The organism is Thauera phenylacetica B4P (genome assembly GCF_000310225.1).
GTDB classification, from domain to species: Bacteria; Pseudomonadota; Gammaproteobacteria; order Burkholderiales; family Rhodocyclaceae; genus Thauera; species Thauera phenylacetica.
In genome coordinates this window covers 1-15,276 of record NZ_AMXF01000089.1, presented here as the reverse complement: position 1 = coordinate 15,276, position 15,276 = coordinate 1, and the positions used below count along the sequence as shown (strand labels likewise).

The window sequence follows — 15,276 nt, the reverse complement described above, 5'->3', positions numbered from 1 at the left end:
CACCGGCTTGCCGATCGCCACCAGCTCGAGCGCGATCCGCGGTCCGCCGCCCGGCAGCTCGATGCTCGCCGGCAGGCGCGCCGGCCAGTCCGCCGCGCGGCCATCGCCGATCACCACGACCTCGAAGCGCTGGCCGGGGATGACTTGCGGGCTGGACGAGGCGAGCAGCCAGTCGGCGGCCGGGGCGGCCGAGGCGCTCAGGGCAAGCGCGGCGGCGAGCAGCAGCGCGCGCGGGGAGGAGGTCTTCGGCATGGAGATCGCCTGTCGGGAAGGAGGAAAACAAGCGGGGCAGCCCCTCGCAGGGCTGCCCCGGAGACACGCCGCACGGACCTCGTCCTGCGAAGCCCGCGCGCAGGCGGCGCCGACCGGCGCCACCGACGGAGCTCAGGCCACGGCGTTGCGCGACTCCTTGGCGTCGACCACGGCGAGCGCGGTCATGTTGACCAGGCGGCGCACGGTGGCCGAGGGCGTCACGATGTGCACCGGCTTGGCCGCGCCGAGCAGGATCGGTCCCACCGACACGCCGTCGCCGTTGGCCACCTTCATCAGGTTGAAGGAGATGTTGGCGGCGTCCAGGTTGGGCATCACCAGCAGGTTGGCCTCGCCCTTCAGGTGCGAGTCCGGATGCAGCTTGTCGCGGATCTCCTCGGACAGGGCGGCGTCGCCGTGCATCTCGCCATCGACGTTGAGGTCGGGCGAGCTCTCGCGCAGGATCTCGCAGGCGCGGCGCATCTTGCGCGCCGATGCCGAGTTCGAGCTGCCGAAGTTGGAATGCGACAACAGCGCCACGCTGGGCTCGATGCCGAAGCGGCGAAGCTCGTCGGCCGCCATGCGGGCGATCTCGGCGACCTCCTCCGCGCTCGGGTTCTCGTTCACGTAGGTGTCGGTGATCGCCAGCATGCGCTTGGTCAGCAGCAGCAGGTTCATCGCCGCGAACTGCTTGGCACCGGGCGCGAGACCGATCACGTCGGCCACCTGCTTGAGGTGGTAGTCGTAGGACCCGAAGGTGCCGCACACCAGCGCGTCGCCATCGCCGCGACGCAGCATCATCGCCCCGATCAGGGTGGTGTCGCGGCGGATCTTGGCCTTGGCCAGGTCCGGCGTGACGCCGTCGCGCTTCATCAGCGCGTAGTAGTCGGACCACAGCTCGCGATAGCGCGGATCGGACTCGGGGTTGACGATCTCGAAGTCGCGCCCCGGCTTGAGGTTGAGGCCGATCTTCTGGATGCGCATCTCGATGACCTCCGGGCGGCCGATCAGGATCGGCGCCGCCAGGCCCTCGTCGAGCACCACACGCACCGCGTGCAGCACGCGCTCGTCCTCGCCCTCGGCGTAGATCACGCGCTTCTGCGCCATCGGCACCGCCTTGGCGGCCGAGAACACCGGCTTCATGACGATGCCGGACTGGTAGACGAAGCCGTTCAGGCTGGTGACGTAGGCGTCGAAATCGGCGATCGGCTTGGTCGCCACGCCCGACTCCATCGCCGCCTTCGCCACCGCGGGCGCGATCTTGACGATCAGGCGCGGGTCGAAGGGCTTCGGGATGATGTACTCGGGGCCGAAGCTGAGCTCCTGGCCGCCATAGGCGCTGGCGACGATGTCGCTCGCCTCGGCCTCGGCCAGCTCGGCGATCGCCTTCACGCAGGCGAGCTTCATCTCCTCGTTGATCGTGGTCGCGCCCACATCGAGCGCACCACGGAAGATGAACGGGAAGCACAGCACGTTGTTGACCTGGTTCGGGAAGTCCGAACGGCCGGTGGCGATGATGCAGTCCGGGCGCACGGCCTTGGCGTCGGCCGGCAGGATCTCGGGGTTGGGGTTGGCGAGCGCGAAGATCAGCGGCTTGTCGGCCATCTTCGCCACCATCTCGGGCTTGAGCACGCCCGCGGTCGAAAGCCCCAGGAAGACGTCGGCGCCGACGATCGCGTCACCCAGCGTGCGCGCGTCGGTGCTCTGCGCATAGCGTGCCTTGGTCGGCTCCATGTTGGGCTCGCGGCCCTCGTAGATGACGCCCTTGGAGTCGCAGACGGTGATGTTCTCGCGCTTGAGACCGAGGCTGACCATCAGGTCGAGGCAGGCGATCGCCGCCGCGCCGGCGCCCGAACACACCAGCTTGACCGTGCCGATGTCCTTGCCGATGACCTTGAGGCCGTTCAGCAGGCCCGCCGAAGAAATGATCGCGGTGCCGTGCTGATCGTCGTGGAAGACGGGGATCTTCATGCGCTCGCGCAGCTTCTTCTCGATGTAGAAGCACTCGGGCGCCTTGATGTCCTCGAGGTTGATGCCGCCGAGCGTGGGCTCTAGCGCGGCGATGATCTCGATCAGCTTGTCGGGGTCGTTCTCGGCGAGCTCGATGTCGAAGACGTCGATGTTGGCGAACTTCTTGAACAGGCAGCCCTTGCCTTCCATGACCGGCTTGGAGGCCAGCGGGCCGATGTTGCCCAGGCCGAGCACCGCGGTGCCGTTGGTGACCACAGCGACGAGGTTGCCGCGGCTGGTGAGCTCGAAGGCCTCGGCGGGGTCGGCGACGATCGCGTCGCAGGCCGCGGCCACGCCGGGCGAATAGGCGAGCGCGAGGTCGCGCTGGTTGGTGAGGCCCTTGGTGGGCACCACCGAGATCTTGCCGCGCGTCGGCGAGCGGTGATAGTCGAGCGCTGCGGTGATGAAGTCCTGATCCATGTTCTCCCCTCTCGTGTCTGTGAGTTAGCCGATGTGAGTTCGTCGAGGCCGGGCCGAGATCGCGACGCAGCGCGCGGCCTCCCGGGCTTGCCGCTCGGGACGCTGGACGCTTTTCGGAACTCGACCACAGACCTGCTTGTTTTTGTTGGCGTCGCCCGGCTCGGGATCACCGGCAACCGACGCCCGCGAAGTGTACTCCAGCGCCCCGGCCTTGGACACGCCCGCAGCTTATGCTCAGGATCAGCAACGCATCGCGCCTCGCGCGCCGGCGGCGCCGGTTTTTGGCAGAATGCGGGGCCGGCAAGCAGCCGCGCGCACATGACGACAGGGGAGAAGGCGATGCGACGGGTGGTATTCAATCAGAAGGGCGGCGTCGGCAAGTCGACGATCACCTGCAACCTCGCGGCGATCGCCGCCGCGCAGGGCAAGCGCACCCTGGTGGTGGACCTCGACCCGCAGGGCAACTCCACCCAGTACCTGCTCGGCGCCGGCGTGGACGAGCTGGATGCGACGCTCGCGGATTTCTTCGACCAGACGCTCAACTTCAAGCTCAACCCGCGCGACACCGAGGAGTTCGTCGTCGCCACCCCCTTCGAGCGCCTGCACGTGATGCCCTCGCATCCGCAGCTTGAGGAGCTGCAGTCGAAGCTGGAGTCGCGCTACAAGATCTACAAGCTGCGCGACGCGCTCGAGGAACTGGCGAAGGATTTCGACTGCGTCTTCATCGACACCCCGCCCGCGTTGAACTTCTTCACCCGCTCGGCGTTGATCGCCGCCGATGCCTGCCTGATCCCTTTCGATTGCGACGAGTTCTCGCGCAAGGCGCTGTACTCGCTGCTCGAGAACGTGCAGGAGATCAAGGCCGACCACAACCGCAACCTGCAGGTCGAAGGCATCGTGGTCAACCAGTTCCAGCCGCGCGCGACCCTGCCGCAGAAGGTGGTGCAGGAGCTCATCGACGAGGGCCTGCCGGTGCTGCAGCCCTACCTGTCGGCCTCGATCCGGATCAAGGAATCGCACGAGCAGTCCAAGCCGATGATCCACCTCGATCCAAAGCACAAGCTGTCGCAGGAGTTCGTCGCGCTGCACGACACCCTGGCGCGCAAGTACGGCACCTGAGCCTCCCGACGTCAGGGGCGCCGGGACGCACGGTGGTTTATGCAGGAGCGCCGGCAGGCGCGAAGGTGGCGGCTCAATTCTGCACGCGCGTCGTTTGCCGGACCGCCGTTTTCGCAGCTGCCGCAGCGCCTACAGGAGGCGCCGGAACGCACGGTGGTTTATGTAGGAGCGCCGGCAGGCGCGAAGGTGGCGGCTCAATTCTGCACGCGCGTCGTTTGCCGGACCGCCGTTTTCGCAGCTGCCGCAGCTCCTACAGGGGCGCCGGGACGCGCGGCGGTTTATGTAGGAGCGCCGGCAGGCGCGAAAACGGCGGTGGCGTTCTGCACGCGCGTCGATTGCCGAACGGCCGGGTTCGCAGCTGCCGCAGCTCCTACAGGCGGGTCCGGGACGCGTGGCGGTTTATGTAGGAGCGCCGGCAGGCGCGAAGGCGGCGGCTCAGGATCGTCTGCCGCCCTCGCCCTCCTCCCGCCCCCCTGCAGGCGAGGCGATGGCGGCGAGGCGGGCGAACTCGGACTCCTCCAGCCACTCGCGCCACACCGCCATCAGCACCGCCAGCACCACCGGGCCGAGGAAGAGCCCGACCAGGCCGAATGCGGCGAGGCCGCCGAGCACGCCGAACATCACCAGCAGGAAGGGGATGCGCGTGGCGTTGCTGATCACCAGCGGGCGCACCAGGTTGTCCACCCAGCTCACCACCAGCGCGCCCCACAGCAGCAGTCCGATGCCCTCGACGGTGTTGCCGGTGAGCAGCAGCCACACCCCGATCGAACCCCATGCGAAGGGCGTGCCGAAGGGGATCATCGCGATCACCGCGGTGATCGCCCCCATCAGCACTGGCGCCGGCACGCCCGCCCACCAGTAGCCCAGGCCGGCGACGAAGCCCTGGCCGATCGCGGTGGCGATCAGGCCCCACACCACGGCCTTGGTCATCCCGCCCACCGCGGCCAGATACGGATCGAGGCGCTCGCCGAGGAAGCGACGCAGCACCGCCACCACCTGCTCGAGCACCCGCTCGCCGTCGCGGTAGAGGAAGAACACGGTGATGAGCGCGAAGCCGAGCTTGGCCGCGTTGCGCCCGACGTCGCCGATCAGCGTCAGCACCAGGTTGCTGCCCTGGCGCACCCACTCGGTGAGCTGCGCGCGCAGCGCCTCGGGTTCGCGGGTGAGCTCGTCCAGCAGCGCCTGCAGGTCGTCGCCGATCCACGGCAGCGTGCGCACGAACTCGGGCAGCACGAAGGCGCCCTCGCGGATCTGCGCGGTCACCGCGGCGATCGCGACGCCGACCTCGGTGCGCAGCAGCATGCCGATCCACAGCGCGGGCAGCACGAAGGCCGCGCTCAACAGCACGGTCATCAGCAGCGCGGTGATCGTGGGGTAGCGCGGCAGCCGCGAGCGCAGCTGGCGGTGAGCCGGCCAGGTGGCGTAGGCGATGATCACCGCCCACGCCACCGGCACGATGAAGAGGTGCAGCACGGCGTAGCTCAGCAGCAGCAGGCCGCCGAGCAGGAAGCCGAGGATGACGCGGCGAACGACCTTCTCGGCGACCTGGTCGATCATGCGCTCTCGCTCCGATCTTCCGTTCCGGCTTCCTGTTCGGCACCGATCTCGTCGGCCGGCTCGGGCAGGCGGCTCGCCAGCACCTTGTCGATGCGCTTGCCGTCGAGGTCGATTACCTCCAGCCGCCAGTTCTCCCAGGTGGCGATGTCGCCGGTGCCCGGCAGGCGGCCGAGCAGCCACATGACCATGCCCGACAGCGTGTGGTAGCGTCCCTTCTCCTCTTCCGGCACGGTCTTGATGCCGAGGCAGTCCTTGAGCTCGACGATCGGGATCAGGCCGTCGAGCAGCCACGAGCCGTCCTCGCGCTGCACCGCCCAGGCCTCCTCGGTGTCGTGCGGCAGGAACTCGCCGGTCACCGACTCGATGACGTCGTGCAGCGTGACCATGCCCTGGATCTCGCCGTATTCGTCGATCACGAACACGGTGTAGGTGCCGGACGAGCGGAACTGGTCGAGCAGTTCCATGCCGGTGAGCGACTCGGGCACATACACCGCGGGCTGCAGGTCCTTGGCGAGGTCGATGGCCTCGCCGCGCAGCGACTGATTGAAGAGCTTCTTGGCGCTGGCGATACCGAGGATGTCGTCGAACCCGCCGCGACACACCGGGAAGCTGGAGTAGGAAGAAGACGCCACCAGCTCGAGGTTCTCCTCCAGCGGCCGCGTCAGGTCGAGCGACACGATGTCCGCGCGCGGCACCATCAGCGAGGCGATCTGGCGGTCGTCGAGGCGGAACACGTTACGCACCATGTCGTGCTCGCTCTTCTCGATCACGCCGGCCTCGGAGCCCTCGACCAGCATGGCGTGGATCTCCTCCTCGGTCACGCTCGGCCCGGTGCTCTCGCGCTGGCCCAGGATGCGCAGCAGCAGCGCGGTCGAACCGGCGAGCAGATACACGAAGGGCCGCGAGGCGATCGACAGCACGTTCATCGGCCGCGCCACCAGGCGGGCGATGCCCTCGGGGTCGATCTGGCCGATGCGCTTGGGCACCAGCTCGCCGACCACGATCGACACGTAGGTGATCACCACCACGACCAGCACGGTCGAGCCGATCTCGCTCACGCGCTGCTCCATGCCCAGGCCCTGCAGCCAGTCGGCCAGCGGCCCGGCGAGCGCGGCCTCGCCGACGATGCCGTTGAGCACGCCGATCGAGGTGATGCCGATCTGGATCGTGGACAGGAAGCGGGTCGGGTCCTCTCCGAGCTTGATCGCCACCGCGGCCGCAGCATCGCCGCCCTCGGCGAGGCGCGCGAGGCGTGCCCGGCGCGCGGTGACGAGCGCGATCTCGGACATGGCGAAGGCGCCGTTGAGAACGATGAGGCCGATCAGAAAGAGGATTTCCATGGATTCGAGGGGGGTTGAGAGAGGGGTGCCTGCAAGGGCTGCCGGCGAGCGCCCGCGCATGACGGGCGGGCCGGACGCCGCCGATGATGCCGCAGCGGACACGGGGTGTCGACCGCGCACCCGCCCACCGCGTTCGCCCGGTGCTGCGGCGCAACACCCGAAAGCCGCGGGCCGCAGCGATCCACTTCGACGGCCTTGACACTCCCGCAGCGCAACAGACAGAATCCTGCCCATCAAGGGGAGTAGCTTTTCCGCTCCGGCATCGTCAATACGGCAGATCGGTCTTCGGACCATCGCCCGGTGCCGGGGGCAACGATCGAGTCCGTTCGGCCGTTGCAAGCGAGACCTTGCCCGAGGGGCAAGGTCCGTGCATTGAAGCGCGCCAGGGTCTGTGTCCGTCGGGAACAGGCCCTTTTGTTTTTGTGCGGAGCGCGCGATGGAATCGATCGGAACGTGGTGGATGTGGGCGGCCTTTGCCGCCATCGTGGTGACGATGCTGCTGGTGGACCTGTTCGCCTTCGGCGGCGGCAAGCAGCATCGGGTGTCGCTGAAGGAGGCCGCGGGCTGGTCGCTCGCCTGGGTCACGGTGGCGATGCTGTTCGCGGCCGGGCTGTGGTGGTACCTCGACGGCGAACTTGGGCGTGCCGTGGCCAACGAGCAGGCGACCGCCTTCGTCACCGGCTACCTGGTCGAGAAGTCGCTGGCGGTCGACAACGTCTTCGTGTGGATGATGATCTTCAGCTTCTTCGCGGTGCCGCTGGAATTGCAGCGCCGCGTGCTGCTGTACGGCATCGTCGGCGCCATCGTGCTGCGCACGATCATGATCTTCGCCGGAAGCTGGCTGATCAACGAGTTCCACTGGCTGCTCTACGTCTTCGGTGCCTTCCTGGTCGTCACCGGCATCAAGATGGCGTGGTTCTCCGAGCACGACCCCGACCTCGAGAAGAACCCGCTCATCCGCTGGATCCGCAACCACTACCCGGTCACCGAGAAGCTCGAGGGCGAGCGCTTCTTCGTGATGCGCGACGGCGTGCGCATGATGACGCCGCTCTTCCTCGCGCTCGTGCTGGTCGAGATCTCGGACGTGATCTTCGCGGTCGACAGCATCCCGGCGATCTTCGCGATCACCACCGACCCCTTCATCGTGCTCACCTCGAACCTGTTCGCGATCCTCGGCCTGCGCGCGATGTACTTCCTGCTCGCCGACCTCGGCGACCGCTTCGAGCTGCTCAAGTACGGCCTGGCGGCAATCCTGGTCTTCATCGGCACCAAGATGCTGATCGTCGAGTGGGTGAAGATCCCGGTGCTGGTGTCGCTGTCGGTGGTCGCCACCATCCTCGCGTGCTCGGTGTTCGCCAGCCTGTGGTATGCGGCGCGCAAGGAAAAGGAGGCTGCCAAGCCCCAGGCGAGCTGACGCAAAGGGGCGGGATGGTGGGGCGGCGACGGCAGCCTTGCCGCAGCACCACCGCAGCGCCATCGCGACTTGCGTCGCTCCCCCGAGAAACCGCTCGAGGTCTCGGGCTGCGCTGCAGGAGTGACGCAAGTCGCGATCGCTACCGAAAAACCACGCGCCCCCTGAATCCCCCTCCACCCTACCCACCCCGACCCGCAATGACCGCCACCCTCCAACGCCTCGTCGAATCCGCCGCCTTCCAGCGCTTCATCATCGCGGTGATCATCGTCAACGCGATCACCCTCGGCCTCGAGACCTCCACCGCCGCCATGGCCGCGGCCGGCGGGCTGCTGCTCGCGCTCGACCGCGCCGCGCTCGTCATTTTCGTCGTCGAGCTCGCGCTCAAGCTCTTCGTCTACCGCCTGCGCTTCTTCCGCAGCGGCTGGAACGTCTTCGACTTCACCATCGTCGCGATCACCCTCGCCCCCACCGGCGAAGGCCTGCAGATCCTGCGCTCGCTGCGCATCCTGCGTGCGCTGCGCCTGGTGTCGGTGGTGCCCTCGATGCGCAAGGTGGTCAATGCGCTGCTGCGCGCCGTCCCCGGCATGAGCTCGGTGCTCACCCTGCTGCTGCTCGTGTTCTACGTCGCCGCGGTGATGAGCACCAAGCTCTTCGGCGCGAGCTTCCCGGACTGGTTCGGCACCATCGGCGAGTCCTTCTACACCCTGTTCCAGGTCATGACCCTGGAGTCGTGGTCGATGGGCATCGTCCGCCCGGTCATGGAGGCCTACCCCTACGCGTGGATCTTCTTCGTGCTGTTCATCCTGCTCACCACCTTCGCGGTGCTCAACCTCTTCATCGCCATCGTGGTCGATTCGATGAGCGCGGTGGAGCACGAGGAGCAGGAGCAGACGCGCGAGCTGGTCAGCGTGGACCACGACGCGGTGCTCGCCGAGCTGCGCGCCATCCGCGCCGAGCTGGCGGCGCTGCGGGGCGAGCGCGCGGACGATCCCGCCGCTGCGCCTGCGGCGGTGAGTGCAGGATCGACTGCGAGGCCAGGCTGATCCGTGACAGGGCGCGCCAGCGGCGCGCCCTCAGCGCTTGACCTCGAGCAGCTCGATCACGAAGTTCAGCGTGCTGTCGGGCGGGATTCGGCCCGGCACGCCGCGGCTGCCGTAGGCGGTCGCGGGCGGGCACACGATGCGCACCGCGCCGCCCGGCTTCATCTGCTGCAGCACCTCCTGCCAGCACGGCACCAGCGCCTCCAGCGGCAGCTCCGCCGGGCGGCCGCGGCTGTAGGAGCTGTCGAACTCCTTGCCGTCGGCGAGCGTGCCCTGGTAATGCACGCGCACCACGTCGGCCAGCGTCGGCGGGGAGCCGGTCTCGCCCTCGCGGTAGGTCTCGACGGTGACGCCCGAGGGCAGGGTCGTGGTCTGTGGGCCGGCGGCGATCGCGCCGGTGAGGGGAAGCAGGGCGAGGACAGAAAGCAGTCGGCGCATGTCGAGAACTCCGGGAATTCAGATCTTGATGATCGTATCGCTGTAGAGCGCCACGAAACGATCGTGCGTCACCAGGCGCATCGGCTCGACCAGCGCCTGCGCCACCAGAAGACGGTCGAAAGGGTCCTGATGATGCGCGGGCAAGGACTCGACCGCCACGACGTGCTCGGGCTCGATCGCCAGCAGGCGATAGCCCGAGGCGGTGAAATAGCGTGTGGCATCCTGGCTGGAGACCGGCATGTCGCCACGCCCGAGAGAATGCTTGATGGCGATCTCCCAGACGCTGGCGACGCTGACCCACACGGTCGATTTCGGCGACAGGATCAGGTCACGCGCGCTCTGCGACAGCTTCGGGTGGTCGGTGATGGCCCACAGCGCGACATGCGTATCGAGAAGCAGATTCAAGATCAGCCTCCCGCCAGGAACAGCCTCGCGACGTCCTCGTTGCTGGCGTCGATGTCGTCGGGCACCTCGAACCTGCCCTTGGCCACCCCGATTCGAGGCCCCGCGGACGCGTCCTCGACCGGCACGAGCCGGGCGGCCGGGCGGCCGTTGCGGGCGATCACGATCTCGCGCTCGCGGCCGGACTCGATCGCGTCCACCAGGCGAGACAGGGATGACTTTGCCTGCAGCATGTTGACGGATTGCATGGGAACCTCCAATGCGACCCGCTTAGTCTAGTCTGGCTAAGTTCTGCCCGCAAGAATTGCAGCGCAATCGCTTCGGGTGTGCTTCGACAAAAGCTCGCGGCTTCCGCCGCTCCTACCAGGCACCACCGCGGTCAAGCTCCGCGTAGAGCGCCGGAAAAGCCCTGTAGGAGCGGCGGCAGCCGCGAACTCTTACGCCAGTCCGCCAGGAGGCCCCCAGCAGGACCTCGGCACGGGCGCTCGCCGGGCGTCGTTCTCTCATGAAAATGTTTCACAAGCCCTTGTTTTCTTTGCGAACGCCTTTCACCGCTGGCGGGGGATGGGATGCTCGGTGCAAGACGAGATCACAACCGAACAGCCCTCGCGCCCCCCGCCGCAGACTGCCAACGCTTACAGCTTCCCCGCCACCCACTCCTTCACCCCCGCCAGCGCAGCCGGCAGGTTCTCGGGCTGGGTGCCGCCGGCCTGGGCCATGTCGGGGCGGCCGCCGCCCTTGCCGCCGACCTGCTGGGCGACGAAGTTGACCAGCTCGCCGGCCTTGACCTTGGCGGTGTGGTCGGCGGTGACGCCGGCGATCAGGCTGACCTTGCCGTCGGCCACGCTCGCCAGCACGATCGCCGCCGACTTGAGCTTGTCCTTGAGCTTGTCCATGGTGTCGCGCAGGGTGGGCACGTCGGCACCTTCGAGCAGGGCGGCGAGCACCTTGAGGCCGCTCACCTCCACCGCCTGGCTCACCAGCTCGTCGCCCTGGCTGGCGGCGAGCTTGCCCTTGAGGCGGGCGAGCTCCTTCTCGAGCGCGCGCACGTTGTCGAGGATGCCGGCGACGCGCTCGGCGACCTCGTCGGGCTGCACCTTGAGCAGCGCCGACATGCCCTGCACGCGGCGCTCCTGCTCCTGGGCGTAGCGCAGCGCGTTCTCGCCGGTGATGGCCTCGACGCGGCGGATGCCGGCGGCCACACCGCCCTCGGACACGATCTTGAACAGGCCGATGTCGCCGGTGCGGGAGACGTGGGTGCCACCGCACAGCTCCTTGGAGCTGCCGATCGACAGCACGCGCACCTCGTCGGCGTACTTCTCGCCGAAGAGCATCATCGCGCCCGACTTCTGCGCCGCCTCCAGCGCCATGACCTCGGCCTGGGTCGCGGCGTTGGCCAGGACCTCGCGGTTGACGATCTCCTCGACCTCGCGGATCTCCTCGGCGCTCATCGGCGCGGTGTGGGCGAAGTCGAAGCGGGTCTTGTCGGGATCGACCAGCGAGCCCTTCTGCTGCACGTGGGCGCCGAGCACCTCGCGCAAGGCCTTGTGCATGAGGTGGGTGACCGAGTGGTTGCGCGCGGTGGCCGCGCGCGCGCCGACATCCACCCGCGCGGCGACGCCCTGCCCCACCGCGAGCTTGCCGGTGCGCACCACGCCGTGGTGGCCGAAGACCGCGGCCTGGATCTTCTGCGTGTCTTCCACGCCGAAGATGCCGGCACCGCCGCGCAATTCGCCGCGGTCGCCGACCTGGCCGCCGGACTCGGCGTAGAACGGCGTGTGGTCGAGCACGACCACGCCCATCTCGCCCTCGAGCAGCTCATTTACCGGGGAGCCGTCCTTGTACAGCGCGAGGATGTTGCCCTTCTCTTCCAGCAGCGTGTAGCCGTGGAAGGTGGTCTCGGGGCCGTCGTATTCCAGGTTGGCCGCCATCTTGAACTTGCCGGCGGCGCGCGCCTGCTCCTTCTGGCGCGCCATGGCGGCGTCGAAGGCGAGCGCGTCAACGGTGACCTCGCGCTCGCGGCAGATGTCGGCGGTGAGGTCGAGCGGGAAGCCGAAGGTGTCGTGCAGCTTGAAGGCGGTGTCGCCGTCGAAGACCTTGTTGCCGGCCTTCTCCATCGCGGCGAGCTCGGCCTCGACGATGGCCATGCCGTTCTCGATGGTGGCGAAGAAGCGCTCTTCCTCCTGGCGCAGCACGTCCATGATGCGGCGCTCGCCGTCCTTGAGCTCGGGATAGGCACCGCCCATCTCGCCGACCAGGTCCGGCACCATCTTGTGGAAGAAGCCGGCGCGCGCGCCGAGCTTGTAGCCGTGGCGGATGGCGCGGCGGATGATGCGGCGCAGCACGTAGCCGCGACCCTCGTTGCCCGGGATCACACCGTCGGCGATCAGGAAGGAACAGGCGCGGATGTGGTCGGCCAGCACCTTCAGCGAGGGCGAGTCCATGTCCGCAGCCGAGGTCTCCCGTGCGGCCGCCTTGATCAGCGCCTGGAAGAGGTCGATCTCGTAGTTGGCGTGCACATGCTGCAGCACTGCCGACACACGCTCGAGACCCATGCCGGTGTCCACCGAGGGCTTGGGCAGCGGATGCATCACGCCCTGCTCGTCGCGGTTGAACTGCATGAACACGTTGTTCCAGATCTCGATGTAGCGGTCGCCGTCTTCGTCGGGCGATCCCGGGGGGCCGCCCCAGATGTGCTCGCCGTGGTCGTAGAAGATCTCGGTGCACGGGCCGCAGGGGCCGGTGTCGCCCATCATCCAGAAGTTGTCCGAGGCGTAGCGCGCGCCCTTGTTGTCGCCGATGCGGATCACGCGCTCGGCCGGCACGCCGACCTCCTTCGTCCAGATGTCGTAGGCCTCGTCGTCCTCGGCGTACACCGTGACCCAGAGCTTCTCCTTGGGTAGCTTGAAAACCTCGGTGAGCAGCTCCCAGGCGTACGAAATCGCATCGCGCTTGAAGTAGTCGCCGAAGCTGAAGTTGCCCAGCATCTCGAAGAAGGTGTGGTGGCGCGCGGTGTAGCCGACGTTCTCGAGGTCGTTGTGCTTGCCGCCGGCGCGCACGCACTTCTGCGAGGTGGTGGCGCGGGTGTAGGCGCGCTTGTCGAAGCCGAGGAAGACGTCCTTGAACTGGTTCATGCCGGCGTTGGTGAACAGCAGCGTCGGGTCCTCGTGCGGCACGAGCGAGCTCGAGGCCACGATCTGGTGGCCCTTGGATTCGAAGAACTTGAGGAAGGCGTCGCGGATTTCAGCGGATTTCATGAAGGATCCAGAGGAGAAAAGAGTTCGAGTCGTGTTCCTGGGTCGCGCACACGTAGGCGCGGATCAATGCGTGTTGTCGCGCAGCGGATTGGCGAGCCAGGCACCGTCCGGCAGGCGGTAGATGTCGAAGTCGCTGTCGATCGACAACACCTCGCGGCATCCGGTCTGCACCGCAAGCTGCACCACCGAGGCATCGGCGAGGTCCATCGGGCGGTCACGATATTTGTCGATCAGGCCGGCAACGGCGCCGATGCAGCCCTGCTCGAGTTCGGCGACCGCCAGCCCGCCACGATCGATCCAGCTCAGCAGGCGCAACTGGGCATCCACGCTGTAGCGCAGCAGATGCATGACCTCGGTGAGCACCGGCCAGGTCGTCACCAGCGCGACCTCGTTGCCGCGCAGGAAGGACACGCAGGCCTGATGGTGCCGGTCGGCCAGGTTGAACAGTGCCAGCAAGGGCCCCGCGTCAACGATCATGCTTCGCACGCAGCGACTCCGTCAGATAGTCCTTGCGGCGCTCGGCCAGGTCCGTCGGCCCTGCGTCGGCACTACCGAAGAGGTCCTTGCCAAGTTCGTAGGGGCTCTTGCGCGGTGCGACGCGGGCGAGATATTCGCGCAGGCTGGCCTTGACCAGCTCGCTCTTGCTGCGGCCGGTCTGCGCGGCGGCGCGCGCGAGTTCGGACTCGAGCTCGGGATCGAGGCGGATCGACAGGGTCATGGAGCCGGCTTCCTGTATTACACAACGTATTGCATCGTATGACGCGCTGCGATCGAAGTCAATTTCGGCCGCTCGCGCCTATAATTATGCGTTACGACAACCACCCCGGACACGAGGACATCATGGGCAACCGCCTCTCCAAGATCTACACCCGCACCGGCGACGCCGGCACCACCGGCCTGGGCGACGGCAAGCGCGTCTCCAAGAATAGCCTGCGCATCCACGCCCTGGGCGAGGTCGACGAGACCAACGCCATCATCGGCCTGCTGCTGTGCGAGGAGCTGCCCGAGGACGTGCGCGTGCTGCTGACCAACGTGCAGCACGACCTCTTCGACCTCGGCGGCGAGGTGTGCATCCCGGGCATGAGCATGATCACCGGCAAGCAGGTCACGCACCTCGAAGAAGAGCTCGACCGCTTCAACGAGCCGCTCGAGCCGCTCAAGGACTTCATCCTGCCCGGCGGCACCCGCGCCGCCGCCTACGCCCACCACGCCCGCACGGTGTGCCGCCGCGCCGAGCGCGCGCTGGTGGCGCTGGCGCTGGAAGAGTCGGTGAACGACGCCCCGCGCCAGTACCTCAACCGCCTCTCCGACCTCCTCTTCGTGCTCGGCCGCGTGCTCAACCGCGCCGGCGGCCGCGGCGACGTGCTGTGGCAGAAGCGCAAGAATGCGTGAGGCCTGAGGCGTGGGGGGTGAGGCGTCAGGACCCGGGCGCCTCGCCGCTCACCGCCTGGGCGGCGAGGAGCTCGCGGAAGAGCGCGGAGCCCTGTGCCAGCTCCCAGGCGCGGCCGACCGCCTCGATGTGGCCGGCGCGCATCAGGATGACCTCGTCGAAGCGGTCGAGCAGATGCAGGCGATGCACCGAGGACACCAGCGCCGCGTCCGGGAAGTGCGCGAACAGGCGCTGATAGACGCGCGCCTCGGTCTCCGGGTCCAGGCTGCTGGTGGGCTCGTCGAGCAGCAACAGGCTCGTGCCCTCGGCGGCGAGCACGCCGCGCGCGAGCGCCAGACGCTGGCGCTGCCCGCCGGACCAGTTGGCGCCGCCCTCCACCACGCGCGTCTCCAGGCCCTGGGGCAGGCCCTCGACCACGCGATCGGCGCAGGCCGCATGCAGCGCGGCCTCGATGCGCTCGGGCGCGCGATCGGCGCCGAGCAGCAGGTTCTCGGCCAGCGTGCCGTCGAACATCTCGGCCTGCTGCGGGATCAGGGTGGCGAGATGGCGCAGGCGCGCGGGCATCGCGGCCACGCCCCCGGCGTCGCTCGGCAAGCCGCCAGCGGCGGACGGCTCGCCGGCGACCGCCACGGTGGCGGCC

General features: G+C 68.1%; 14 protein-coding genes and 1 pseudogene. 4 read left to right on the top strand and 11 right to left on the bottom strand.

The annotated features are described in order from the left end of the window. A pseudogene (locus C667_RS12495) lies at positions 1-252 on the bottom strand (phospholipase A); the annotation flags it as partial. 132 nt (positions 253-384) lie between these two features. Then, positions 385-2,679, bottom strand: a complete 2,295-nt coding sequence (locus tag C667_RS12490; RefSeq protein ID WP_004364664.1) for an NADP-dependent malic enzyme — start codon at positions 2,677-2,679, stop codon at positions 385-387. Between the two features lie 339 nt (positions 2,680-3,018). Between C667_RS12490 and C667_RS12485 the strand changes: the two genes are divergently transcribed. Next, a complete protein-coding gene (locus C667_RS12485) occupies positions 3,019-3,798 on the top strand; it encodes a ParA family protein (protein WP_004364662.1) in 780 nt (259 codons plus the stop codon). Between the two features lie 435 nt (positions 3,799-4,233). On the opposite strand, the gene C667_RS12480 is transcribed toward C667_RS12485, so the two are convergent. Next, positions 4,234-5,355, bottom strand: a complete 1,122-nt coding sequence (locus C667_RS12480) for an AI-2E family transporter (RefSeq protein WP_004364661.1) — start codon at positions 5,353-5,355, stop codon at positions 4,234-4,236. Further along, positions 5,352-6,695 carry a hemolysin family protein gene (locus C667_RS12475; protein ID WP_004364659.1) on the bottom strand — a complete coding sequence of 448 codons (1,344 nt, stop codon included), beginning with the start codon at positions 6,693-6,695 and terminating at the stop codon, positions 5,352-5,354. The genes C667_RS12480 and C667_RS12475 overlap by 4 nt, the downstream gene beginning before the upstream one ends. A 436-nt stretch (positions 6,696-7,131) precedes the next feature. On the opposite strand from C667_RS12475, the gene C667_RS12470 reads away from it, so the two are divergent. Both C667_RS12470 and C667_RS12465 read left to right on the top strand, forming a co-directional pair. After that, complete coding sequence (locus C667_RS12470; RefSeq protein WP_004364658.1) at positions 7,132-8,109, top strand: TerC family protein; 978 nt, start codon at positions 7,132-7,134, stop codon at positions 8,107-8,109. Between the two features lie 197 nt (positions 8,110-8,306). Next, positions 8,307-9,152: an ion transporter gene (locus C667_RS12465; RefSeq protein ID WP_004364656.1), complete on the top strand. Its 846-nt coding sequence runs from the start codon at positions 8,307-8,309 to the stop codon at positions 9,150-9,152. A 30-nt stretch (positions 9,153-9,182) separates the two neighbouring features. Here the strand turns inward: C667_RS12465 and C667_RS12460 are convergent, their stop codons facing one another. From C667_RS12460 to C667_RS12435, 6 genes are all read right to left on the bottom strand, one after another. After that, a complete protein-coding gene (locus C667_RS12460; RefSeq protein ID WP_004364653.1) occupies positions 9,183-9,587 on the bottom strand; it encodes an FKBP-type peptidyl-prolyl cis-trans isomerase in 405 nt (134 codons plus the stop codon). An 18-nt stretch (positions 9,588-9,605) separates the two neighbouring features. After that, on the bottom strand, positions 9,606-9,992 hold the full coding sequence (locus C667_RS12455; RefSeq protein ID WP_004364652.1) for a type II toxin-antitoxin system VapC family toxin: 387 nt from the start codon (positions 9,990-9,992) through the stop codon (positions 9,606-9,608). A 2-nt stretch (positions 9,993-9,994) separates the two neighbouring features. Continuing rightward, a complete protein-coding gene (locus C667_RS12450) occupies positions 9,995-10,237 on the bottom strand; it encodes a type II toxin-antitoxin system Phd/YefM family antitoxin (RefSeq protein ID WP_004364650.1) in 243 nt (80 codons plus the stop codon). A gap of 387 nt (positions 10,238-10,624) precedes the next feature. After that, the gene (gene alaS / locus C667_RS12445) at positions 10,625-13,246 is read right to left on the bottom strand and encodes an alanine--tRNA ligase (RefSeq protein WP_004364648.1); all 2,622 of its coding nucleotides are present in this window, start codon (positions 13,244-13,246) and stop codon (positions 10,625-10,627) included. A 63-nt stretch (positions 13,247-13,309) separates the two neighbouring features. Beyond that, positions 13,310-13,723, bottom strand: coding sequence for a type II toxin-antitoxin system VapC family toxin (locus tag C667_RS12440; RefSeq protein WP_004364646.1), 414 nt, complete (start codon positions 13,721-13,723; stop codon positions 13,310-13,312). Continuing rightward, positions 13,713-13,964 (bottom strand): ribbon-helix-helix protein, CopG family, encoded by a 252-nt coding sequence (locus C667_RS12435; protein ID WP_004364644.1) that lies wholly within the window; start codon positions 13,962-13,964, stop codon positions 13,713-13,715. Before C667_RS12435 ends, C667_RS12440 begins: the two co-directional genes overlap by 11 nt. A 122-nt stretch (positions 13,965-14,086) precedes the next feature. On the opposite strand from C667_RS12435, the gene C667_RS12430 reads away from it, so the two are divergent. Further along, a complete protein-coding gene (locus tag C667_RS12430) occupies positions 14,087-14,638 on the top strand; it encodes a cob(I)yrinic acid a,c-diamide adenosyltransferase (protein ID WP_004324319.1) in 552 nt (183 codons plus the stop codon). Positions 14,639-14,663: 25 nt separating this feature from the next. Here C667_RS12430 and C667_RS12425 read toward each other — a convergent pair. Further along, positions 14,664-15,276, bottom strand: a 613-nt coding sequence (locus C667_RS12425; protein WP_004364642.1) for an ATP-binding cassette domain-containing protein, incomplete at its 5' end; no start/stop codon positions are given.